Annotated in this window: 24 protein-coding genes; 3 read left to right on the forward strand and 21 right to left on the reverse strand. The window is 47.0% G+C overall.

Going from position 1 to position 24,049, the window contains the following annotated elements:
- Window positions 1-89 precede the first annotated feature (89 nt).
- From QFZ51_RS29405 to QFZ51_RS29425, 5 genes are all read right to left on the reverse strand, one after another.
- On the reverse strand, window positions 90-1,217 hold the full coding sequence (locus QFZ51_RS29405) for a cysteine desulfurase family protein (protein ID WP_370912283.1): 1,128 nt from the start codon (window positions 1,215-1,217) through the stop codon (window positions 90-92).
- A 191-nt stretch (window positions 1,218-1,408) separates the two neighbouring features.
- Window positions 1,409-2,140 carry a LytR/AlgR family response regulator transcription factor gene (locus tag QFZ51_RS29410; RefSeq protein WP_079470552.1) on the reverse strand — a complete coding sequence of 244 codons (732 nt, stop codon included), beginning with the start codon at window positions 2,138-2,140 and terminating at the stop codon, window positions 1,409-1,411.
- Window positions 2,137-3,234: a sensor histidine kinase gene (locus QFZ51_RS29415; protein WP_429051014.1), complete on the reverse strand. Its 1,098-nt coding sequence runs from the start codon at window positions 3,232-3,234 to the stop codon at window positions 2,137-2,139. The genes QFZ51_RS29410 and QFZ51_RS29415 overlap by 4 nt, the downstream gene beginning before the upstream one ends.
- 505 nt (window positions 3,235-3,739) lie before the next feature.
- Window positions 3,740-4,084: a DUF4907 domain-containing protein gene (locus QFZ51_RS29420; RefSeq protein WP_429051015.1), complete on the reverse strand. Its 345-nt coding sequence runs from the start codon at window positions 4,082-4,084 to the stop codon at window positions 3,740-3,742.
- A complete protein-coding gene (locus QFZ51_RS29425) occupies window positions 4,077-5,066 on the reverse strand; it encodes a Kelch repeat-containing protein (protein ID WP_370912280.1) in 990 nt (329 codons plus the stop codon). Before QFZ51_RS29425 ends, QFZ51_RS29420 begins: the two co-directional genes overlap by 8 nt.
- 247 nt (window positions 5,067-5,313) lie before the next feature.
- On the opposite strand from QFZ51_RS29425, the gene QFZ51_RS29430 reads away from it, so the two are divergent.
- Both QFZ51_RS29430 and QFZ51_RS29435 read left to right on the forward strand, forming a co-directional pair.
- A complete protein-coding gene (locus QFZ51_RS29430) occupies window positions 5,314-6,648 on the forward strand; it encodes a DUF4270 family protein (protein ID WP_429051017.1) in 1,335 nt (444 codons plus the stop codon).
- 9 nt (window positions 6,649-6,657) lie between these two features.
- Window positions 6,658-7,887, forward strand: a complete 1,230-nt coding sequence (locus QFZ51_RS29435) for a hypothetical protein (RefSeq protein WP_429051019.1) — start codon at window positions 6,658-6,660, stop codon at window positions 7,885-7,887.
- Window positions 7,888-8,106: 219 nt separating this feature from the next.
- Here the strand turns inward: QFZ51_RS29435 and QFZ51_RS29440 are convergent, their stop codons facing one another.
- Entirely contained in the window at window positions 8,107-9,471 is a 1,365-nt protein-coding gene (locus QFZ51_RS29440; protein WP_429051020.1) for a GH1 family beta-glucosidase, read from the reverse strand.
- Between the two features lie 185 nt (window positions 9,472-9,656).
- On the opposite strand from QFZ51_RS29440, the gene QFZ51_RS29445 reads away from it, so the two are divergent.
- On the forward strand, window positions 9,657-10,703 hold the full coding sequence (locus QFZ51_RS29445; RefSeq protein ID WP_429051022.1) for a formylglycine-generating enzyme family protein: 1,047 nt from the start codon (window positions 9,657-9,659) through the stop codon (window positions 10,701-10,703).
- Here the strand turns inward: QFZ51_RS29445 and QFZ51_RS29450 are convergent.
- From QFZ51_RS29450 to trpD, 15 genes are all read right to left on the reverse strand, one after another.
- On the reverse strand, window positions 10,686-11,195 hold the full coding sequence (locus QFZ51_RS29450; protein ID WP_429051023.1) for a DsbA family protein: 510 nt from the start codon (window positions 11,193-11,195) through the stop codon (window positions 10,686-10,688). The genes QFZ51_RS29445 and QFZ51_RS29450 overlap by 18 nt on opposite strands.
- 3 nt (window positions 11,196-11,198) lie before the next feature.
- Entirely contained in the window at window positions 11,199-11,660 is a 462-nt protein-coding gene (locus QFZ51_RS29455) for a peroxiredoxin (RefSeq protein ID WP_370912274.1), read from the reverse strand.
- 113 nt (window positions 11,661-11,773) lie between these two features.
- Window positions 11,774-13,351, reverse strand: coding sequence for a TonB-dependent receptor plug domain-containing protein (locus QFZ51_RS29460; RefSeq protein WP_429051025.1), 1,578 nt, complete (start codon window positions 13,349-13,351; stop codon window positions 11,774-11,776).
- 13 nt (window positions 13,352-13,364) lie between these two features.
- Window positions 13,365-13,724, reverse strand: a complete 360-nt coding sequence (locus QFZ51_RS29465) for a BlaI/MecI/CopY family transcriptional regulator (RefSeq protein WP_370912272.1) — start codon at window positions 13,722-13,724, stop codon at window positions 13,365-13,367.
- Between the two features lie 170 nt (window positions 13,725-13,894).
- Complete coding sequence (locus QFZ51_RS29470; protein WP_429051026.1) at window positions 13,895-15,034, reverse strand: redoxin domain-containing protein; 1,140 nt, start codon at window positions 15,032-15,034, stop codon at window positions 13,895-13,897.
- 70 nt (window positions 15,035-15,104) lie between these two features.
- Entirely contained in the window at window positions 15,105-16,187 is a 1,083-nt protein-coding gene (locus tag QFZ51_RS29475; RefSeq protein WP_429051027.1) for a redoxin domain-containing protein, read from the reverse strand.
- A gap of 258 nt (window positions 16,188-16,445) precedes the next feature.
- On the reverse strand, window positions 16,446-17,039 hold the full coding sequence (hisIE, locus tag QFZ51_RS29480; RefSeq protein ID WP_429051028.1) for a bifunctional phosphoribosyl-AMP cyclohydrolase/phosphoribosyl-ATP diphosphatase HisIE: 594 nt from the start codon (window positions 17,037-17,039) through the stop codon (window positions 16,446-16,448).
- A gap of 23 nt (window positions 17,040-17,062) precedes the next feature.
- Window positions 17,063-17,818 carry an imidazole glycerol phosphate synthase subunit HisF gene (gene hisF, locus QFZ51_RS29485; protein ID WP_429051030.1) on the reverse strand — a complete coding sequence of 252 codons (756 nt, stop codon included), beginning with the start codon at window positions 17,816-17,818 and terminating at the stop codon, window positions 17,063-17,065.
- Window positions 17,819-17,829: 11 nt separating this feature from the next.
- The gene (hisA, locus tag QFZ51_RS29490) at window positions 17,830-18,975 is read right to left on the reverse strand and encodes a 1-(5-phosphoribosyl)-5-[(5-phosphoribosylamino)methylideneamino]imidazole-4-carboxamide isomerase (RefSeq protein WP_429051032.1); all 1,146 of its coding nucleotides are present in this window, start codon (window positions 18,973-18,975) and stop codon (window positions 17,830-17,832) included.
- Window position 18,976: 1 nt separating this feature from the next.
- Window positions 18,977-19,570: an imidazole glycerol phosphate synthase subunit HisH gene (gene hisH, locus QFZ51_RS29495; protein ID WP_370912266.1), complete on the reverse strand. Its 594-nt coding sequence runs from the start codon at window positions 19,568-19,570 to the stop codon at window positions 18,977-18,979.
- Between the two features lie 4 nt (window positions 19,571-19,574).
- Entirely contained in the window at window positions 19,575-20,348 is a 774-nt protein-coding gene (gene trpA / locus QFZ51_RS29500; RefSeq protein WP_429051034.1) for a tryptophan synthase subunit alpha, read from the reverse strand.
- A 7-nt stretch (window positions 20,349-20,355) separates the two neighbouring features.
- Window positions 20,356-21,564 (reverse strand): tryptophan synthase subunit beta, encoded by a 1,209-nt coding sequence (gene trpB, locus QFZ51_RS29505; RefSeq protein ID WP_429051035.1) that lies wholly within the window; start codon window positions 21,562-21,564, stop codon window positions 20,356-20,358.
- A 6-nt stretch (window positions 21,565-21,570) separates the two neighbouring features.
- A complete protein-coding gene (locus tag QFZ51_RS29510; RefSeq protein WP_429051036.1) occupies window positions 21,571-22,206 on the reverse strand; it encodes a phosphoribosylanthranilate isomerase in 636 nt (211 codons plus the stop codon).
- 4 nt (window positions 22,207-22,210) lie between these two features.
- A complete protein-coding gene (trpC, locus tag QFZ51_RS29515; protein WP_429051037.1) occupies window positions 22,211-23,014 on the reverse strand; it encodes an indole-3-glycerol phosphate synthase TrpC in 804 nt (267 codons plus the stop codon).
- A gap of 15 nt (window positions 23,015-23,029) precedes the next feature.
- Window positions 23,030-24,025: an anthranilate phosphoribosyltransferase gene (trpD, locus tag QFZ51_RS29520; protein WP_370912261.1), complete on the reverse strand. Its 996-nt coding sequence runs from the start codon at window positions 24,023-24,025 to the stop codon at window positions 23,030-23,032.
- Window positions 24,026-24,049 lie beyond the last annotated feature (24 nt).

The raw sequence follows: 24,049 nt of genomic DNA on the forward strand, positions 1-24,049 counted from the left end.
TATTATTTTAAGAAAATCAAAAAAATCCAAAAGTAAAAATCCAGCTAATCAGTAAAATCAGCGTAATCAGCGAGAAAGACAAAATCCGCTTACATCAATTCTTTCAGTCGCTCCACTACCTTGTCCACTTCTTCTTTGGTGTTATTTTTACAGAAGGAGAAGCGCACCGCAATTTGATTAGGATTGCTGTTGATGGCGCGAATAACGTGAGATCCCGCATTGGCGCCGGATGTACACGCACTGCCGCCGGAAGCGCAGATGCCGTTGATATCCATATTAAACAGGATCATCTCTGTTTTCTCAGATTTGGGAAAAGCCACATTCAATACAGTATACAAACTACGGCCATACAGGTCGCCGTTGAAAGCTACTTCAGGAATATGCTTTTGCAATTGTTCTGCCATGTACATGCGCAGGCCATTGATATGTGCGCTGTGTTCTTCATGGTGTATGGTGGCCAGTTCCAGGGCTTTGGCAAAACCGATGATGCCATACAGGTTTTCGGTGCCGGCGCGCATGTTACGTTCCTGGCTGCCTCCCTGGATGAAAGGCGTTATCTTAACATTTTCATTGATGTACAGGATTCCAACTCCCTTGGGGCCGTGGAACTTATGCCCGGCGCCGGTGATGAAGTGTACAGGCGTATTACGCAGGTCAAAGGGGTAGTGACCTACGGTTTGCACGGTGTCTGAATGAAAAATGGCGTCAAACTCTTTGCAGAGGTTGCCCACGGCATGAATATCCAGCAGGTTACCGATTTCGTTATTGGCGTGCATGAGGGATACCAGGCAACGCTCCTGAGCATTCTGCAGCAGTTCACGCAGGTGGTCCATATCAATATGGCCGCTAGGCAGCACATTCACAAAGGAAAGGGCTATGCCATCGTGGTGATGCAGGTATTCTACGGTGTGCAGCGTAGCATGGTGCTCGATTGGCGAAGAAATGATATGCTTGCAGCCAAGATCCTTTACTGCCGCATTGATGGCCGTATTGCTGCTTTCGGTCCCGCCGGAGGTAAAGAAAATTTCTCCCGGATGTGCATTGAGTGTTTTGGCGACTGATTTACGCGCGTTTTCGATACCCAGTCTTGATTCCCGTCCGTAAGAATAGATAGAGGAAGGATTACCGAACTTTTCCGTCATAAATGGCAGCATTGCTTCCAATACCGCTGGATCCAGCGATGTGGTAGCTGCATTGTCGAAGTATATTCTTTCCAATGTTTGGTGGTTTTTGATAAAAGAATAATAATTAATGGTGGTTGGTGGTCTTAAAAGGAAGCGAAGTTCCGAAAATTTTGGGATTTTTGATTTTGGTTTTTTATGAACGGAAATTTAAAAGGAAACAGCCCGCCCAACCTGTTGAAGCGCGTTGTTTCCTTTTAACCCACATCTCCCGAAGGGAAAATATATTATGAATTTCTGTTAATCACGTCATAGAACCGGTCGCGGTACCCATCTGAAATGGGGATCGACTGGTTGGCGATCATCACGGTATTCTTCTCCACGCAGTTGATTTTATTCAGGGAAACGAGGTACGACCGGTGTACCCGGATGAATTTATCGGCCGGCAAACGGGTTTCAAATGATTTCAGGCTGCGCAGCGTGAGTACGGGCAGGTTTTGTGTATAAATCTTCGTATAGTCTTTCAGTGCTTCAATGAAAAGAATGTCTTCCAGATTGATCTTGATGATCTTGTATTCTGTTTTTATGAAGATGTAGTCATTTACCCATGCGGCGTCCATCGGGATGGCATTATTGCCGGCGCTTACATTTTTCTGCTGGGTGGCAGACCATGTTTCGCTGGCCTTGGCGGCCGCCTTCAGGAAGCGTTCAAAAGGAACGGGTTTCAGCAGGTAATCTACCACATCCAGGTTAAAGCCATCCAGGGCGTACTCTCCGTAGGCAGTGGTAAACACCACCATTGGCGGGTATTTGAGGGACTTCAGGAACTGGATACCCGTAATATCAGGCATTTTGATATCAAGGAATACCAGGTCTACCGGTTCATCCTGGATGAAGCGTAACGCGGTGGCCGCGTTTTCGAATTTACCTGCCAGGGTCAGAAAAGGAACCTTACGGATGTAGTCTTCCATGATTTCCAGCGCCAGCGGCTCGTCATCCACTGCAATACACTTTATCATTTTTTCAACGCAATTTTAAGATCAACAATAAATTGGTTCTCGGTTTCCGTGATATCAATCTCATGTTCATGCTCATAGAGCAATGCCAATCGTTTTAATACGTTGTCCAGGCCAACGCCCCCCCTTTCGGCTACCCGTTCTTTAAAGTGACTGTTCTTAACCGTTAATCTGATCATATTTTCAGTTGTAGCAATATCTATGTCTATAAAGGAATCTTCCGTGTAACTGATCCCGTGTTTAAACGCATTTTCCACAAAGGGCACCAGCAGCATAGGCTCTATCTCTACGCCATCTGCATTTCCGTTTAACTGGTAGGTGATCTCTATGTCCTTTGGTAACCGCAAACGTTGTATTTCAATGTAATCATGGAGGTATTTCAGTTCGTGCGACAGCAATACCCTGGCTTCATTGGACTCATAGATCATATAGCGCATAATGGTTGACAGCTTCAGAATGGCGTGTTCTGTTTGCGCCGATTGTTTATGCGCCAGCGAGTAAATAGTATTTAGACAGTTAAAAAGGAAGTGAGGATTAATCTGCGACTTTAAAAATTTTAATTCCGCATTTAATTTCTCCACTTTCAGCTCTTCCCGTTGTTTTTCACTTTTAAACCATTCGAGGGCAATCTTTATAAATCCGCTCATAAACAACATGAGCAAGGCAAAAAATCCGGATCTCCGCAGCACTTCCGGAAAAAACAGGTACTCCAGGATAGTTGGCGCATCCGGCTCCATTGGCGGCATTCCGGGCGGCAAGGGAGTAGCGGCTACACTGGTAACGGCAACACCGGCGGTATCGTTAGGCGTGTCTCTCGTCACAGTTGCCTGCTCAACAGGGATCGCCTCTGCACCCGCCATTCTTTCCCTGATCATCATACGACGACGTTGAAACGGCGGAAAGTCGTCGGATGTTACTTCTGAATTGTTAAATTTTTTATCCAGGCGAATAGCCATCATCGGATGCGCCCTGTGCGCATAATTCCGGAAGAAATAAAAATTTAAGACCGCCTGTTGCGCCGTAATAAAAACGATCAGCAAAACGATCGTGCTGAGATAAATAGCAATCTTTTTCCCGTTAAAAAAACGGGGGATCAACACATAAATATTGAGATAGAATATACCGATTAAAAACAGGTTGTCAATAAGTTCCTTAATAAAGAAACCTGTATGCAGAATCTGGATGCGATAAATGAAAAATGGAAAAAACAGAAAGCACGCCCAGCCAAGGATGTGCAGTGAAATGAGGAAGGGACGACTTTTGATAATCCGTTTAAAATTTAGCATCACATTATTTGATGCGATAAACTTACACCAGATAGGGTTAGGCTTGTGTTAAAATTTGTTAATCCGATATAAGGGTTTGTTAAATTTAATAAAGAAATTAAAAACAGCTTAAAAACGCGGAAATTGTCTTGGCTCAGAATTACGCTGATTATACTGATTACTTTGATTTTATTTTTTTTTGATTTTATAAAGGATTTGGGAGATAGCAGCGGATATATTCGCGCCCATCTTCCCAAATCCTTTAAAATCCAAAGTGATCAAATCTCTAAATCAGTATAATCAGCGTAATCCTGAGCCAACACAAAATCCGCGCGCGTTATTGCGCTTCCGGGATACCGATGGCTATTAATTCCTGCCGGGATACCGATGGTATTTTGTTCTGTGTCAGCTTCGCTGCCACGGCCTGCCCAACGCGCAGGGCGTGCTCCTTTGAACTGAAAACACGGTTGCCCGGAACGCCTGGAATGATATCCTGGTAGATGTAGGTATGTCCGTCTACGTTTACCTTATATCCCCATCCGTTGTGTATTTCAAAGGGCACCACCGCTACCGGAAGCATATCGCTGCCAGCGTCGTGTGGTCGCCGGTAAGATCTGCCCACCACAAAAGCCAGTATGATCACGGCTATACCGGTTACGATAATGATATTACGCTTAGTCATTTTTATTGTACTCTGCACTAGGATTAAATTCCCATAAATCATCCAGCGACAGGCTGGAGCTGGCGCCCAAACCTACAAAGCCACGGTCTTTTATACCAAAGCCTACTGCACCCGACCGGGCAGCACCTTCAAAAGCGGTTTTCTGCACCCAACGGTCGGTACCCGGAGTGTATTCCCACACTGCGGCGGAATAGCCACCCTTAATACCGGAAACGATGTAGCCTTTGCCCTGCATAGAGAATGCGGCGGCAGAACTGCCTGCAAAGTTATAGTCATCATCAAAGCTATCGTCACTTACATTGGAAATCTGGTTCAGCGTCGTCCACGTAGTTCCGTCGAATGAATAGAAGTCGGTTACATTAGCAGCATTGGCGGTACCCATACAAACATAGGCTTTGTTGCCGATCACAAACGCCGAAGCATCTGTTCTCTTGCCGCTGTTCATGCTTTCCACCTGCGTCCATGCATTGGTACCCGGATCATATTGCCAGTTATCCTTTAACCAGTTGCCATCATAACCGGTAGTAATAAAGCCTTTATCGTTCAGTGCAAAAGCCACCGCGCCATAACGGGCAGTACCCTTAAAAGGAGCTTTCGCTGTCCAGCTGTTGGCAGCTGGATCGTATTCGTAAAAATCATTCAGTTTATTTAATCCGTCGTAACCGGTACCTACATACCCTTTACCGGCCATAGCCATGCCAACGGCTCCGTTACGGGCCACACCGGTAAACGGCGCTACCTGTGTCCACTGGTTCTGATCCACGTTATATACCCAGAAATCCTGTAACCTTTCAGTTCCATCATAGCCGGTACCTACATAAGCTTTATTATCAATTACAAAGGAAGCTGCCGAGCTCCTGGCAACGCCTTCATACTGAGAGCGCTTAACCCAGTTTCCTACCAGCGTAGTAGTATCTGAACCTTTCGAACAGGCTGCCAGGGAAGCCATCAATAATAAACTATAACCTTTTAAATATCGCATTAGCATGTTCTTTTTACTAGCGCCAAAATTATCCGCAGGAGCATTCCGGCAAACAGGAAATAGCTGTTCCCCTGTTTTTAGCGGACGGATACCGTTATTTCATCTACCAGTTGGTTTCTTTCGCCTGAAATGCCTGTTGCTGCGCTATTGGCGGCATAAAGGATATATTTCGTTATTCATCGATGAATTTTGGCCGTTGGCATATTAAAGGAACTGAAAGTATCGATCCTGTCTAAAATTGCGCACCATGAACAATACCATGTATCACTTATTTTTCAGGCGTACGGCAGGGAGTTTACGCAGGTATCTCCCGGCGCTTTTACTGGTGGCTGCTGTTTCTTCCTGCCAAAAAACAGGCTTTACCTATAATAATGTTGTAGATAATAATCAGAATACAGATTACATCCTGACCGACACACTTACCGTAAATGTGAAAACCGTGCAGCAGGATTCTGTACCCACCTCGGGAGTAGAAGTGCTGTTGGCCGGTAAAAATACCGATCCGCTTTTTGGCACCGCCACCATACAATCCTTTTTCCAGATAGCACAACCTGCCGCCGTGGAAATTCCGGCGAATGGCTCTGCATACGATTCAATGGTATTGATGATGCGCCCCAACGGTTACATCGCCGGCGATTCCACCATACCACAGGAACTCCAGGTATACCGGGTAACATCTACCATACAAACCGCAAAAAATTTCTATTACCTGTACAACAACAGCAGCTTCTCAACAGAAAGTACCCCAATAGGCAGCTTCAACGGCCTTATACGGCCCGGTACCGACACCATCGTTACCGTACATATGTCCGATCAGCTGGGCAGTCAGCTATTTACGATGCTGGTTAACAAAAGTCCGGATATCACCGCCAATAATACTTTCCTCGAATTTTTTAAAGGTCTGAATGTACGGGGTGGGCCCAATAGCAAAGCCGTTAGCGGCTTTCGTGCTACAGAAAATTATCTCGTAATGCGGTTATACTATCATGTCAACGAAATTATTACCACCGTTAAATATGTTGATTTTAAAATGCAGGCATCTAACCTGCAATTCAACCAGGTAGTAGCAGATCAGACCGGTACGCCACTGGCGCCGCTTACAGGCAACGTTAAAGAACTTTCCTCCGCCAGCACCGGCAACAGGGTGTTCACCCGGCCTATCACGGGATCGGCTACACGAATAGATATCCCTTATATCAAGAACCTCGTGTACATGGGGCAGTTCTTTAAAATAATGAAAGTATATATGACGCTAAAACCGGTCCTCGGCAGCTACACAGATAGCCGCCTTCCACCGAGAATGGCACTGTGCGAGGTGAATAAACTGAATGATGTAACAGATACCCTTACTTATGGTCAACTGACAGTAGATAAACTGTATGATAAAAATACCAATTACACCTTCGACATCACCAACTATGTAACAAAAGAACAAACTGTCAGCGATGTCGACTCCCGCGGCCTTTTGCTTACACCAAGTGCTACCGACAGCAGAACAACGCTGGACAGGCTGGTTACCGGTGATCAGAAGAATACGCAAAACCAGCTTAAAATACAGTTATACTACCTGTTGTATAAATAAAGGACACTCATGCGAATAAAAATATATAGCGGATTAATCTTACTCCTGTTGTGCACGGCTACCGTAAAAGCGCAACGTGGCCTTAATTCCATTTATTCTGCCTACGGCATAGGCGACCTGGAATCGAGGGATTACAGCCGCAATTTCGGACTGGGAAGCACCGGCATCGGCCGCAGGCACTCCGGTTATCTCAACGAACTCAATCCCGCTTCCTATAGCGCACTGCCTCCGCAAAACTTTATGTTTGATGTGTCGCTGAAAGCACAACAGATAAATTATAGTGGCAATAATATTTCACAAAGCGCCGGGGATATTAACTTTAAACGGCTCGCACTTGGATTCAAAGCAGCCAAATGGTGGGGCATCGGCGCAGGTATCACACCTTTCAGCACGATTGATTACAAACTGGAAAACCAGCAATTTGTAACCGGTACCGGCAGCCCCGTAACCGCCACTACTACCGGCACCGGCGGGTTCAACAGGGCCTATATCTCCAACGGGTTCCAGATCAGCAAAAACTTCTCCGCCGGCGTATCCACCGCTTTCTTATTTGGCCCGCTGAATACTACACAATACATTGGTTCTGACTCCTTACAAACACAGCACAATAAATATGGGTTCAAACCTAACTTTACAGCCGGCGCACAATATGCAGGAAAAATAGGTAAAGACTGGCAACTGGGACTGGGCGCCACTTATCGCTTCGAAACAACAATGAAACTCCAGGAAAAACTGAATATCGTTAACCAGGACGGCACGTCGCTGTATCAGAAAGACCAGGACCCTTCTTTCTTCACCCTGCCCGCAGAATACGGCGCTGGTCTGAGCCTTACCAACGGTACCATTACCTGGGTGGCAGACTACCGCCATTCACTGTGGAACTCACTGAATGAAAAAGGCGCTACCTACCGCTACCAGGACGGAGAACGGTATTCTACCGGTGTAGAATATACGATTAAACGGCATTACTATAACCAAAGCTTTGAAGGAGCCGTGTTACAGGCCGGATTTGCTTATAATAAAACCCCGCTGGTAATAGGCAGCACGCAAATCACCGATATCTCGGGCACACTAGGCGTATCACTCCCCAATAAAAACGGGCAGCTCAGATACTACATCGGCCTGGAAGCCGGGCAACGCGGAAAAGAAGGCACGGCACTGGTCAAGGAAACTTATGTCAACGCCGTATTCAACTTCAGCTTGCGCGATATCTGGTTCTTCAAACGCCTGGCACAATAGCGCGGATTTTGTCTTGGCTCAGGATTACGCTGATTATACTGATTAGTTTGATTTTTACTTTTGGATTTTTAGATTAATAATTAAGGGAGATAAAAGCGAATATCCGCTTCTATCTCCCTTAATCCTTTATAAAATCAAAAAAGTAAAAATCAAACTAATCAGTATAATCAGCGTAATCCTGAGCCAAGACAAATTTCGCATCGCCGAAGGCGATCTCCGCTATAATCCCGCCGACAGCAGCTCGCGGAACCAGTAGCCGGAGTCTTTAATCATTCGCTGTTGTGTATCAAAATTTACGTACACCAGGCCAAAGCGTGCACGGTAGCCTTCGGCCCACTCGAAGTTGTCGGTGAGGGTCCAGGCGAAATAACCGTCTACCGGAATCCCTTCTTTCTTTGCTTTCAGTACGGCAGCAAGATATTCCTGGAAGTAGCTGATGCGGGCTGTATCCGCAATACGGCCATCGGCGCCGGGGATATCCGGGAAAGCGGCTCCGCCTTCAGTAACGATCAGTTTTTTCACTCCTTTGTAACCGGCAAACTGCCGGAGAATTTCGTATAACCCATTGCCGTTAATCTCCCATCCCAGTCCTGTTAGCGGTACATTCCTGTACCTGGCCTTCACCTCAGAGATCCTTACCACCGGCATGAAAGTGTTGTACTTTACTACCAGCGGAAAATAATTCTGCACACCAATAAAATCAAAATTAAAGGCCAGCCGGTCCCAGTCGCGCCACAGGGCGTAGCGACGTTCAATACGTTTAAGCAACGGAAAATCTGCTACCGGGTATCCCATCCCCAGCGAGGGTTCCAGGAACAAGCGGTTAAACAGTGCATCTGCGCGGCGCGCGGCCATCAGGTCGGCATCGCTGTTGCTGTTGGGAATAATCTGTGAGCACGACAATGCCGTGCCGATATTGGCGCCGGCAACTTCTTCCCGGAGTACCCGTCCGCCTTCCGCCTGCGCCATCACCGCATGGTGCACCGCCGGCAAAAACCAGGAAAGGCCAAATTTGCCAGGTGCATGCACACCCAGCATATAACCAAGGGCGGTAAACCCGAAAGGCTCATTCATCACAATCCAGTTCTTCACTTTATTCCCGAATTCACGGGCACATACCCGTACAAATTCTTCAAAAGCAAAAACAACACCCCGGTGGCTCCAGCCACCTTTATACTCCAGCGCCTGGGGCAAATCCCAGTGATACAGCGTTACATAAGGCTCCAGCCCCAACTCCAGGCACGCGTCTATTACCCGGTGGTAAAAGTCGATCCCGGCAGGATTTACCGCACCGGTGCCTTTAGGCATGATGCGTGACCACGACAATGAAAAACGGAAAACGGAAAAGCCCAGCAGCTTTGCCAGCAGGATATCCTGCGTGTAGCGGTTATAAAAATCGGTAGCGGTTTGTGCGTGGCTTTTATCTTTGATCTTGCCCTTACGGCCGGTGAAAGTATCCCAAATAGAAGGCCCTTTGCCATCGGTATCGAAGGCACCTTCATTCTGAAATGCGGAAATAGTAACCCCCCAGAGAAAATCGTCCCCGAAATCCTTTCGGGTAAAGGGTACGGCAGTTGTTTGCATATGCAATACCTGTAACCGGGGCCAAGTGCTTCCCGAAACAGCATGCAGTTTACAACAGTTTTCGGGGAAATTTAATTATATAATTGTTAACGGGTAATTACGGTGTGAAAGTCCGCCGTGAAAATTTCGCAAAAGCTGTTTTAATATCCTATTTTTGGAAGCCTACTAAATTGATAGACAAATATATGTTTAAGATAAACCTATCGCTTGGCCTTGCATTCCTGAGCGCCTGTGCGGGCAATCCGGGAAAACAGGATGCAGCTGCCGGCGGAAAGGACTCACTGAATAAAATGGTACTGATACCGGCGGGAACTTTTACGATGGGAGCCGACGATTCAACCGGTATGGCAGATGAATATCCCAAACACACGGTGGATATCGCCGGGTTCTGGATGGATGAACATGAAGTAACCAACGCCGAATTTGCACAGTTTGTGGCGGCAACAGGATATGTAACTACTGCCGAAAAGCCCATCAGCAAAGAAGAATTGCTGGCCAGCCTGCCGCCCGGAACACCAGAACCCGACAGCGCGGCATTGGCAGGAATGATGGCGCCGGGAGCCCTGGTATTCACGCCTCCTGATCATGCTGTTCCTTTTAATGATATTTCCCAATGGTGGTCGTTTGTACCAGGCGCCACCTGGCAGCATCCCGAAGGACCGGCCAGTAATATCGATAAGCGGGAAAATGAGCCGGTAACGCAGGTGTCGTGGCTGGATGCACAGGCTTATGCCAAATGGGCCGGGAAACGCCTTCCTACGGAAGCCGAATGGGAATACGCGGCACGTGGCGGTCTCTCAGGCAAAATATATCCCTGGGGAACCGAAGCCTTAACCAGCGGCCAACCTAAAGCCAACACCTGGAACGGTAACTTCCCCTACCATAATACCAAAACAGATGGTTACTACGGGCTTGCGCCAGTGAAATCGTATAGCCCTAATGGTTACCAGTTATATGACATGTCCGGCAATGTGTGGGAATGGTGTGAAGACTGGTACGACGCCAATTATTATATCCAGGGAGAAAAAGGGGTGAAGAATCCGGCCGGACCGGCAGCAGGATTTGATCCGGACGATCCGGGCCAGGCCAAGCGCGTCATCCGGGGAGGCTCCTTTATGTGCAGTGATGAATATTGCCGGGGATACCGGGTATCTGCACGTATGAAAAGCACGCCTGAATCGGGCCTGGCCAATCTTGGCTTCCGCTGCGTGCGTTCACTTGTCCAGAAATGACGGCAATTCGCGGTAGTCGCCGTTATAACGTTTGCCGTTTACATAAAAAGTGGGCGTACCATTCACGCCGCTGCGAACACCGCTTTCAAAGTCGGCTTCCACCCTGCTCAGTAGTTTGGGGGATTCCATGTCTTCCCTGAATTGCCTCAGATCCAATCCGAGACTCGTGGCCAGCTGCAATAGCAACCCTTCAGTCAAATCAGACTGACGGGCGTAGATCGCATCATGCATTTCCCAGAATTGGTTTTGCCGGCTGGCGGCCTCCGCTGCGAGCGCAGCATCCATCGCATATTCATGGGCTTCAGACAAAGGGAAATTACGGAACACAAAACGGAGCCGGGTGCCCAGTTGCTCCCGCAACTGTTTTATAATAAAAAAAGCTTCGCCGCAGAAAGTGCATTGAAAATCTCCGTATTCTACCAGTTCAATAGCTGCATCAGGTTTGCCTAGCACATGATCCATAGCATTTACCGGCGGGATGAGGGTGGGCATATCTTATTTATTTTTGAGGTTTTCCAATGCTTCGAGGATACCATCTGCACCGGGGTTTTCATTTACCGGCGATAAATAGCTCCACTGGATAATGCCGTTGGCGTCTATTACAAACAAGGCACGTTTACTCACCCCAAACTTTTCTTCATATACACCGTAAGCAATGGAAACGGCGCCTTTCGGCTCAAAATCGGAAAGCAGGTCGAAGTGGATCTGGCGGGCGCTGGCAAATGCCTGATGACACCAGGCGCCATCTACCGAAATACCCAGCAACACCGCATTGTACTTTTCGAAATAGGGCAGTATTTCGTTATACAACGCCATCTGATCGCTGCATACAGGGCTCCAGTCGGCCGGGTAAAAAGCCAGGATAACATTTTTCCCGCGAAGGTCTTTTAAATGCACCTTCTTTTCAGGAGTGGCATCCAGCGTGAAATCGGGAGCAGTTTCGCCTTTCTGTAACATAAGCAATGAGTTCTTAACCCTATATAAACAGCTATTGCGGAATAATGTTGTGCAGAAACAAAAATGCCACGGTGGCGGACCGTGGCTTTTTGTTCTGCTGTTGCTATTATTTTCTATTTTATGTTGCTGGTATCGGATTTCACATTTATTCCCGATTGGGTGTTTTTGTCCGCATTTGCTTTTGTGTTGATGTAAATAATTCCTCCTGGTTGCGGTGTGCCTTTATAAACGGCTTTACCGCCCTTCACTACATCTACCGACTGGATGACGCCTGGCGGTATGGCCGCGGCTTCTTCATGGGTTACTTTTTTCCCATCTACTACTATCAATGCATCAGCGGGAAAAGCATTGTTGCTTCCGAGTCCGATAACTTTACCTTCTAAGGGCCGGCCCCCTTTCTTTTCCCCGTATCCTTCCACCGTAACTTCTGAGAGCTTGTCATCAGAACCTTTGCCTTTCACAGTCTCTGTGCCTTTCATAGTAACGAGAATTACGCCGTTCTTTTCACGTGTGCCATACAACGAGGTGGCAGAGCCGTCTTTCAGCACATTGATGGCTTCAATCCTGTTAGGGTCAATACCTTCAATTGATTCCGCAACTTTACCATCAATTATATAGAGCGGTGCATTGGCGGGGTCTATTCCCCGAAGAGTCATACTACCGCTCAGTTTGACTTCCGGCGCTGGTACTTCTTTTACTTTTGCCGGTGGTGTCGGTTTAGCCACCTTTATTTTAGGTGGCGCCGGCGGAGGTGGAGGAAGTGGTGGCGCCGGCGGAGATGGCGGTACAGTGTCCTTGACGATAACAAGGGCTAAAGGATTAACGGAAGGCGCCTTGGTGTAATTGAGCGACAAAACGGTTCCACCTACCAGCAGTCCTAATACCAGGTAACGCGCCATTTGATAACGTGATGACTTTTTGCTGTTCATCATGATGATCCTGTTTTTTAGATGTGAGAAATTGAAATTGTTTGCGATGGCCGTCGCATATGGGATCCCACTTACTTTAATTAAATTGTATTGATAGGCGGTTTTATCCACACCCTGCTTCAGCAGGTACCTGTCTGTTATAAACTCCAGGTTTTCACGGATGGCTGTTTTCATCAGCCATGCGCCGGGATTGAACCAGTAAAAAATGTTATTAAGTTCTCCTAACACCACATCCACGCTGTGCCACTGCTGTACATGCACTTTTTCATGACGCAGTATGGCGGGCAGCTCCTCAGGTTGATGAAGTACCGGATTGATATAGATATTCCGGAAAAAAGAAAAAGGATTCACCGGTTGCCGCAATACCTGCACCGGGATATCGGCTATTTCACTGCGTTGCGAGGTCCGGTGTATCTTCCATAAGGATAACAACTGGAAACAAAAACGTATAGCCATTACAGATACCCCTGCCCAGAAAATATACACCAGTAGTGTCCAGATCGTGAACACCGGTGCAGGCGCCCGCCAGCCGGCCAGATCCGGAACATAGGTCATGACGTTGCCCGCCAGCACTTCATGCCTGTTTACAAACGCATCAATGGGAATTAAGGGAAACAGGGACGAAAAGACAATACCGGTGAGCAGGAACAACCTGTTCCCGGTATAAAAGGTAAGCCTGCGCAAACCAAAGCGGTAAGCGAGAAAAAATAAGGTGAGTGCGATATTTGCCTTTAAGAGGTATATTAAAATAGCAGGTACCATGGCTGTAATTTTATTATTTACCTTTTTCTATCATGTTGATAATTTCCTTTAACTCATCCGGGCTGATCTTTTTCTCTTTCGCGAAAAAAGACACCAGCTCTTTGTAGGAGTTTTCGAAATAGTCTTTTACAAAGCCATTCATAAACTTCTGTTTATAAGCTGCTTCTTCCATAACCGGCGTATATTCATATACGTTACCCACTTTCCGGCTTTCCACAAATCCCTTTTTCTCCAGGTTCTTAATCGTAGAAGCCAATGTAGTATAAGGCGGCGCCGGAGCGCTGTGCGCTTCCAGGAAGTCTTTCACAAAACCTTTCCCTACTTTCCAGATAGCCAGCATGGCCGTTTCTTCTTGCTGGGTAAGTTTTTCCATACAAATGAATATTTTGAATTACGATTCTTTCGTAAATCTACGAATGTTTCGTAGATAAACAAATATTTTTTTAGATAAATGATCTTAGCAGGCAAAATTGTTTAAAAAAGAAAGAGGTGCAAGGATAAACCCTGCACCTCTTGATATACTTTCTCCCGGAGAGGAAATTATTACTTCAATATTTCTTCCAGCTTGGAGGCCAGTTCCTCACCACGCAGGTTTTTCGCTACGATCTTTCCTTTAGGATCAATCAGTACATTCTGCGGGATGGCACGCACGCCGTAAAGGTCTGCTGCTGCATTCTTCCAGCCTTTCAGATCGGAAACATGCGTCCAGGTGAGCTTATCTGCATCAACAGCAGCCAGCCATTTGTCTTTTTTGTCATCCAGGGAAACACCGAGGATTTCAAAGCCTTTGGACTTAAATTTATCGTATGCCTTTACCACGTTAGGGTTTTCTGCACGGCAGGGACCGCACCAGCTGGCCCAGAAATCAACCAATACATATTTGCCACGGAAAGACGACAGGCTGATGTCCTTACCATTGGCATCTGCCTGGGCAAATTCAATAGCAGGCTGACCAACCGCCGTTTTACGGGCCGCCTCAAGACGCTTGGAGAATTCTTTACCTGAAGGTGAATTCTTTGCTTCCTTACTTAATTTCTTGAACAGCGGTGTAACTTCAGCAGGTTTTATATCGTAACCGGCTACCTGGTTTAACAGGAACATCGCAATAGGAGAATTGGTATTTTTAGAAAGAAAATCGTTCTCAATTTTTTTCTCTTCTGTATCTAACGAATCATATGCTGCTTCAAGTTTCTTAATCCCTTCTTCATCCTTATTCTTCGCAAGTTCACGGTATTGTTTCTGCAAAGCTGCACCCTTCTCATTTACATCTTTCAGCAGTTCATTCAGATTTTTGTAATCATCGTTTGCTTTAGAGCCCGTAACAGTAGCTTTGCTGATAGAATCAGTAGTGCTGATAGTGATAACGCCTTTATCCAGGAAAACCGCCAGCATATCACGTCCCATCGACATTGGCTTTTCTGAACCTTTTTGTACCAGCATCAGGCTGGCCAAACCGGCTTCTTCCAAAGTTCCGTTAAAGGTAAATTTGCCGTCCTTGATCTGCGCGCTGTCCATGAAGTTCTCACCGCCCTTGCGCATCCTGAGATAAACAGTAGCCGGATTCTGTTGCTGGGAAAGAGTTCCCTGTATAGTATAAGGTTTTCCTGCACTTGCGTCTTTCTTATCCTGGGCAAACATGAACCCCGGCACTAAAAGGGCAACACCTATAATCGCTTTTTTCATTGGTTTTTGTTTTACGAATAACAAATTTGTAAAATCCGCCGCTCTTTAGCAACCTGATTTTGATAAGCGGCTATTTTAACAACTGCTCCAGCTTCGCCTCCAGCTCTTCCCCGCGGAGATTGCGGGCGATAATTTTCCCGGCAGGATCTACCAGGAAGTTGGTGGGAATAGACTGAACGCCATACTGCACCGCTACTTCATTGCCCCAGCCTCGCAGGTCAGATACCTGGGTCCAGGCCAGTCCATCCTGGCTGATAGCCCGTAACCAACGATCACGGTTGTCATCCAGCGAAACGCCCAAAATGGTGAAGTTTTTATCCTTGAACCTGTTATAAGCCTTTACTACATTAGGATTCTCCTGGCGGCAGGGACCACACCAGCTCGCCCAGAAATCAACCAATACGTACTTACCACGGAAAGACGATAATTTTACCGGATTCCCTTTGGTATCCTCCTGCGAAAAATCGTCGGCGGCCACATTCAACACATTTGCTTTCAAACTTTTTACATAGGCGGTTACGCTTTGTCCGTACGAACTTTCCTGCACCGACTTATCCAGTGATTCAAACAATTGCCTGAACTCCTCCGGTTCCAGCCTGCTGCGCAGCTCATTCATCATCAGCCATATACTGGCAATACTCTTTGGATGTGAGGTAATAAACTGCTTACCAGTGTTCACCACCTCCCGGCTGAATGTCTCCGCTTTCTTACGGAAGGCATTCTTCCCTGGCTCATCCTCGGGGTTAATCTGCTTTGCTTCGTTGTTCAGCTCCTGCGCCTGTTTGATCAAAGGCTCAAATGCCTTCTGGTACTCCTGCATCGCCAGCGTATTCGCATTTCCCTTCACGGAAGTAGCAATAGGATAAGTAGCCACGGAAGTAGTAAACTGAACAGGCTCATTCCCTGTTACAAACAACATCGGGTAATTTACATCCCGCAGGATCAACGCATACACTGCTGGCTCCTTGCCACTTTTTACACGGAAGCTGAACTGCTCATTCTTTATCACCACCGAATCATCCGGGTTATTATCCTGGTCGTCAAAAAGATAAATGGTTTTGCCGTTGCCTCCCCTCACAACACCCGACACCTGTTGGGCATTCACACCTGCGAAAACCAACACCGCAGCGGCTAACAGTAAAATCTGTTTCATTACAAATTATTTTAATTAGTTAGTGGGGTGTAATATACGAAGAGATTTTTTTATGGCGAGGGGTGCCGGCTTCGCCAGCACTAAATTGTCTTATTGCATGATTTAGTTGATTATACTGATTACCATGATTTGATTTTGTTTATGAGCAAGCTTATAAGTTAATTATCAACCTCTAATAAATAAAAATAAAATCATGGTAATCAGTATAATCAACTAAATCATGCAATAAGACAATCTAAAAGCCGGCGAAGCCGGCAGCTACTTGTGGCGCTGTTTTAACACCGATATAACATCTGCCAGCTGGAAACCCTTTGCCTGAAGAAGGATCAGGTAATGGAACAACAGGTCAGCGGATTCATTGAGGAACAGCTCATCGTTATTGTCCTTGGCTTCAATGACCACTTCTACCGCTTCCTCTCCTACTTTCTGTGCAATTTTGTTGATGCCCTTTTCAAAAAGACTGGCAGTGTAAGATTTATCGGAAGGATTATTTTTCCGGTCGGTAATAATGTTCTCCAGGGTAGAAAGAAAGTCGTTGCTTACATTCTTTTCATCCCAGCAGGTATCAGCGCCGGTATGGCATACCGGGCCTACAGGACTGGCTTTGATGAGAATCGTATCCTGGTCGCAATCTACTTTAAGGTCTTTTACGATCAGGAAATTACCACTCTCTTCTCCTTTTGTCCACAAACGGTTTTTTGAGCGGCTGAAAAAAGTCACCTTGCCATCCAAAACGGTTTTCTCCAGCGACTCCCGGTTCATATAACCAAGCATCAGCACCTTATTGGTGATGGCGTCCTGTATAACGGCCGGTACGAGGCCATCGGGCGACTTTTGAAAATCTATCTGCATTGTTTATTTATTTCAGGTATCACTTAAAATCTTACGTTCACTCCTTTGTTATAAAGAAAAGTTTTGAGCGCAGGAATTTCTATTTCTTTATAATGGAAGATGCTGGCTGCGAGTGCGGCATCTGCCTGTGCGTTTTCAAAAACATCGGTAAAATGTTCCATTGTACCAGCACCGCCGGAAGCGATAACAGGTACATTCAGGTGCTGTGCCAGCTGCCCGGTAATATCCAGGGCAAAGCCTTTCTTGGTGCCATCGTTGTTCATGGAAGTGAGCAGTATCTCACCAGCACCACGGCCTACCGCTTCTTTTGCCCAGTCAAATGCCTTTATATCCGTTTTCACACGGCCACCATTCAGGTACACATACCAGTCGCCCTCCTCAAAGCGGGTGTCAATAGCCAGTACTATACACTGACTCCCAAATTCACGGGCCAGCCTGTCCACCAGCGCAGGGTCCTTAAACGCAGAGGTATTCACCGAAATCTTATCCGCACCGGATTGCAGCAGCACGTATACATCTTCCACGGAAGATATGCCCCCGCCCACGGTAAAAGGAATATTCACATGACGGGCAATATTCGTTACCAGTTCCGCCAGCGTCTTTCTCCGTTCGTTCGTTGCCGTTATATCCAGAAATACCAGCTCATCAGCTCCCTGTGAAGCATACAACGCTCCCAGTTCAACAGGGTCGCCGGCATCGCGGATATTTTCAAAATTGATGCCTTTCACGGTACGGCCGTCTTTGATATCCAGGCATGGTATGATGCGTTTGGTCAACATGTGCTAATAGTTTACAGGAATGTTTTTAATGCATCCATGGAGATGTTACCTTCATAGATCGCTTTACCGATGATAGCGCCACTGCAGCCAATTTCCTGCAAGGCAGCCACATCTTCAATATTACTCACGCCGCCGCTGGCCACAAAGTTAATATCCGGGAAGCGTTCTATAATCTTTTTATACAGCTCTACAGACGGTCCCTGTAAAAGACCATCCTTAGCGATATCTGTACAAAAGATATTGCTGACGCCCTGCGAGATATTGCTTTCCAGAAAATCGAATACCGACAACTCCGTTGTTTCCAGCCACCCACCTACTGCAATCTTTTCTTCTTTTACATCGGCGCCCAGGAATATTTTACCGGCTCCGTATTGCTTCACCCAACTGAAAAACAGTTCCGGTTGCTTCACCGCTACGCTGCCTATCGTAGCCAATGCAGCACCGCTTTGAAATACAATCTCCAGGTCTTTATCCGTTTTAATACCGCCGCCAAAATCTGTTATCAAACCGGTTTTACCGGCAATGCTCTCCAGCACTTTCCAGTTTACCACCGCTCCTTTCTTGGCGCCGTCGAGGTCTACCAGGTGAAGGCGGCGAACGCCGATGGCTTCAAATTCCTTTGCCACTTCGAGCGGATGTTCGTTGTACACTTTCTGCTGGTTGTAATCACCCTGGGTAAGCCTTACACATTTACCATCGATGATATCAATGGCAGGTATAACTTCAAATTTTTTAGTTGTCATGTTTTGCTGATCCAAAGGCAGTTCCATTCTCACAAAAGTGATTCCTCCCTTAACAAAGTAATCTCCTTTCTTCGTATAGCCCAGCCTGTCATAAAATGTTACTGCGGTATCACGGGCATTACACCAGAGCAGTTTTATTTTTTCTTTTTTACAGATGTCCACCAGATGTGCCAGTATCGCTTTACCAAAGCCTTTCCCCTGTGCAGCCGGCGCTGTAGCCAGTTTGCGGAACTGCGCGCTTTCGCGGCCCAGGAAAAGGGACACTACTGTTACCAGTTGCCCCTGGTCAAAAACGCCGAAGTGCAGTCCATCTGCATCGTGGTCTACTTTTACGGCTTCCAGCGACTCATTGGGATACATCACATCCCTGCGGAGTTGCAGCGTGTCATCTGCGCTGATTTTCCGGATATTCATCTTACAGGTTCAAAAAGTTTTCAATAATACGGGCGCCTGCTATAGCTGATTTCTCCGGGTGAAACTGCACTGCATAAAAATTATCCTTCTGCAACGCAGCGCTGTAGTTGATCACATAATTGGTGATGGCCACGGTATCTGCCCCGAGTGCCGCATAATAGCTATGCACAAAGTACATATAGGAGTTCTCCGGTACGTGTTCAAACACCACGCTGTGCAAACCGGTGATATTGTTCCATCCGATCTGCGGTATTTTCAGCAGGTTTTCCACCGGCGATTGAAAACGTTTCACATCCACATCAAATACACCGATGCATTTGGTATCGTTTTCTTCCGAATATTTACACAACAGCTGCATACCCAGGCAAATGCCCAGCACCGGCTGTTTCAGGCCGGCAATTACGGCATCCAGTTTTCTTTCTCTCAGGTACTGCATCGCCGTGCTGGCTTCTCCCACACCGGGAAAAATCACCTTATCGGCCGACATGATCTCTTCGTGATCATCCGTAACAGTGCCGTTTACGCCTAAACGCTCCAATGCAAACTGCACAGAGCGGATATTACCGGCGTTGTATTTTATGATAACCGTTTTCATGTTATTACTGAATTATTCCCGAAATAAACGTTTTCACCGTTTCGTCAATATTCTTACTGTGCTCAATGGCCCTGATAAAGGCAGTGCCGATAATAGCGCCATTGGCATATGCAGATGCCGTATCAAAAGTAGCTTTATCTTTTATACCAAAACCAATTAAAACAGGGTTTGTGAGCTGCAACTGCTTCAGCCGCTCAAAATAAGCCTGCTGGTCTTTCATATCCTTGTCTTTCCCCGTGGTGGAAGAAGAAGATACGGCATAAATAAAGCCTTTACTCAGGCTGTCTATTTTACGGATCCGTGCTTCACTGGTTTCCGGTGTCACCAGGAAAATCAGGTGCAGGTTGTATTTTTCAAACACTGGTCTGTACTCATTTTCATATTCGGCCATTGGCAGGTCCGGCACAATGATACCATCCACACCTACTTCTGCACATTTTGCGCAAAAGGCTTCCACACCGTAAGTTAATACCGGGTTAAAATATCCCATCAGGATAACAGGCACCTGTATACGGTCCCTGAAACCGGTAAGTTGTTCAAACAGTTTGTGCAGGCTCATGCCGTTCTGCAACGCTTTAGTGCTGCTGTCCTGGATAACAGGCCCGTCGGCCAGCGGATCGGAGAATGGCATGCCCAGCTCAATAAGGTCCGCTCCATATTGCTGTAATGCAGTCATTACAGGCAGGGTGTCATTTAACTGCGGAAAGCCAGCCGTACAATATATATTTAAAACGTTGTGCCGCTTAACAGCAAACAGTTGATCAATACGATTTTGCATAATCCATTTATTTATTCATGTGACGGATATAGGTATCCAGATCTTTATCCCCGCGGCCGGAAAGGCATACCACCACTACATCATCTGTATTCAGGGGCAGGTCTTTCAGTTTAGCCAGGGCGTGAGCCGATTCCATAGCAGGAATAATTCCTTCCAGCAGGCTCAGTTCATAAGCCGCCGCCAGGGCTTCTTCATCGGTAGCCGACAGGAACTGTGCGCGGCCCGATTCATACAAATGGGCGTGCATAGGTCCGATGCCGGGATAATCGAGTCCTGCGGAAATGGAATGTGGTTCCACGATCTGTCCGTCGTTGGTTTGCATCAGCAATGTTTTGCTGGCATGGATAATACCAATGGTGCCCAGCTGCGTAGTAGCTGCGGAAAACCCGCTGTGTACACCCTTTCCGCCAGCTTCCACGGCTACCAGTTTTACCTCTTCCCTGTCGAGGTAATGGAAGTAAGCGCCGGCTGCATTGCTGCCGCCACCGATACAAGCCAGGACATAGTCAGGATTCTCGCTGCCGGTTTTCTCCAACAGCTGTTTTTTTATTTCTTCGCTGATCACCGACTGGAAGCGGGCCACCATATCAGGATATGGATGCGGACCTGCAGCGGTGCCCAGAATATAATGTGTATCTACCGGGTTGTTGATCCAGTCGCGAATCGCTTCATTGGTAGCATCTTTCAAGGTTTTACTGCCGCTGGTGGCCGGCACTACGGTGGCTCCCAGCATTTTCATCCGCGCTACGTTGGGCGCCTGTCTTTCTATATCAATGCTGCCCATATACACCACGCACTCCATGCCCATGAGCGCGCATACGGTAGCCGTGGCCACGCCATGCTGACCAGCGCCGGTTTCAGCGATGATACGGCGTTTGCCCAGGCGTTGCGCCAGCAGGATCTGCCCGATGGTATTGTTTACTTTATGTGCACCGGTATGATTCAGATCTTCTCTTTTAAGATAAATTTTCGCTTTATATTTTTCAGACAAACGTTTGGCAAAATATAAAGGGGAAGGCCTTCCTACATAATCCCGCAACAGGGCTTCAAAGTCCTGCTGAAAACCGGGATCGCTGAGGATGCCGAGATATTTGGACTGTAATTCCTCTACGTTGGGATACAGCATCTCGGGAATGTACGCCCCGCCAAATCTGCCATAATAGCCATTCTTATCCACCTGATACCTGGAGTTGCCGGTATTAATCGCAATATCCATGACCGTTTATTTTATTATTGATGAATGAATTTGTTTCACAAATTGTTTTACCAGCGCGATGTTTTTCACACCCGGACTGTCCTCAAATTTACTGTTCACATCTGCTGCAAACAACGCCGGCAACTGCATCTCCTGTATTTCTGTTGCCTGGCCGGCACTGATGCCGCCGCTCAAAAAGAAAGGATGATCAAACGGGTACGTTTTCAGCAGGTCCCAGTTGAATTGCTCGCCTGTTCCGCCATAACCTTTTACGGAAGCGGTATCGAAGAGAAAGTAATCGGTTACCGGTATAAAAGGCGCCACTTCCGTTTGCCAGTTAACGTTATCACCTATACGAAAAGCTTTTACCACCGGGATGAAGGTGCGGACAGCAGCGCAAAACTCCGGCGTTTCATCACCATGCAATTGCACCAGGTCCAGTGCATAATCACTCACGGTGCGTTGGATCTGCTCCAGCGGCGCGTTTACAAAAACCCCTGCCTTTTTGATGCCGGAGGTTTCCCGTACCGATCTCGCATCTATTTTGTTACCGGCAAAACGCGGTGACTTCTCGTAAAAAATAAATCCTGCATAGTCAACGCCGTTATCCGCCAGCGCCTGCAGATCATTTATCCTGGTAATACCGCAAACTTTAATACGCATCGTGTTATGATTTATGCTGCAGATCGCTGAGTGTTTGTACAAAATTTTCAAAGGCACGTGCGGGATCTTCCTGCTTCATGAAATGCTCGCCTATCAGGAATCCCTGGAATCCGGCGGCTTTCAGTGTTACAATAGCAGCGGGGTCATTGATACCACTTTCCGCCACTTTCACTTTATCCGCTGGAATCTTCGGCGCCAGTTCACAGGAACGGTTAAAGTCTACCTGGAACGTGATCAGATCGCGGTTATTCACGCCCACCAGGTGGGTATGTGCCGTTACTTTTTCCAGTTGCGCTTCACTATGTACTTCCAGTAATACTTCCAGTCCGAGGTTATGTGCAAAAGCTGCCAGGTGTGCTACCTGTGCGGCATCCAGGCATTCTGCAATGAGGAGTATTACATCTGCCCCGATAGCCTTTGCCTCCAGTATCTGGTATTCATCTATCACAAAATCTTTCCGCAGAATCGGGATCTGGTTGAAGCTACGCGCCTGTTGCAGATCGTCGGAAGAACCACCGAAATATTTTTCATCGGTGAGCACCGACAGCCCGGAAGCGCCGTAACGGGTGTATGCGGTAGTTACCTGTTGAACAGTTACATCGCCATTGATCACTCCTTTCGAAGGAGAGCGCCGTTTGAATTCCGCAATAATGCCCGTTTTTTCCGGCTGCTGCAGGAAATGGCGGAGCGATAATGTTTCCCTCGGGAAGGCCGGCGACTGCTCCAGGTCCTGCGCGCTGCGCTGCAATTTGCGGGCAGCTACTTCGATGTGTTTATGAGCAACAATTTCTGCTAAAATATTCTTCATGATAAACTATCTGTACTACGACTGCAAAGCAATCAGTTTTTTGAACGCATTATGTGCATTGCCCGACTCCAGGGATTCTACCGCGGCGGCGAAGCAATCTTCATACGAATTATATGTTCCGAGGCTGTACAAACCCATTGCTGCGTTGGCAAAAACAACGGAATTCTGTGCCCAGGTACCTTCTCCTTTCAGGATCTTCATAAAGATCTTTGCGGCTTCTTCAGTAGAGTTACCGCCGTAAATATCTTCCTGGTGAACTTTACGTTTGCCCAGCTGCTCCGGGGTCCAGTCCTGTTCACCTTTATTGGTAATCACTTTGGTATCTGCCGTGAGGGATATTTCATCATATCCATCGAGGCTGTGAACAATCACAAACTGCTTGTCCGTTTGCTGGAACAGGTAGTTGTATACCCTCGCCATTTCCAGGCTGTAAACACCGATCAGCTGATGTTTGGCCAGCGCCGGGTTCACAAGGGGACCAAGCATGTTAAAGAACGTACGGATACCCAGCTGGCGGCGGATGCCTGCTACATGTTTCAATGCCGGGTGGAACAGTGGTGCGTGCAGAAAACAGATCCCTGAATCCTCCAGCTCTGTTCTCAGTTTGGCATCGTCATTCTTGAATTTATACCCTACCAGCTCCATTACATTGGAAGCACCACTGACAGAAGACACGCCATAGTTGCCATGCTTAGCTACTTTTGCCCCTGCGCCGGCTACCACAAAGCACGACAAGGTAGAAATATTAAAAGTATTTTTTGCATCCCCGCCGGTACCAACAATGTCCAGTACATCGTAACCGTTGAGATTAACCGGTACACAGAGTTCCAGCAGCGCGTCGCGGAAGCCCAGCAACTCATCGATGGTGATGCTGCGCATCAGGTATACCGTCATGAAAGCCGCCAGTTCGCTTTCGTTGAACATGCCTTTGGAAATACTGATCAGGATATCTTTGGCAGCTTCGCGGCTGAAAGTTTTATGTTCAAAAAGGTAATTAAGAATCTTTTTCATTTTTGGAAGAATTTTGCTGATTGA

This window comes from Chitinophaga sp. W3I9, from assembly GCF_050434025.1.
Classification (GTDB): domain Bacteria; phylum Bacteroidota; class Bacteroidia; order Chitinophagales; family Chitinophagaceae; genus Chitinophaga.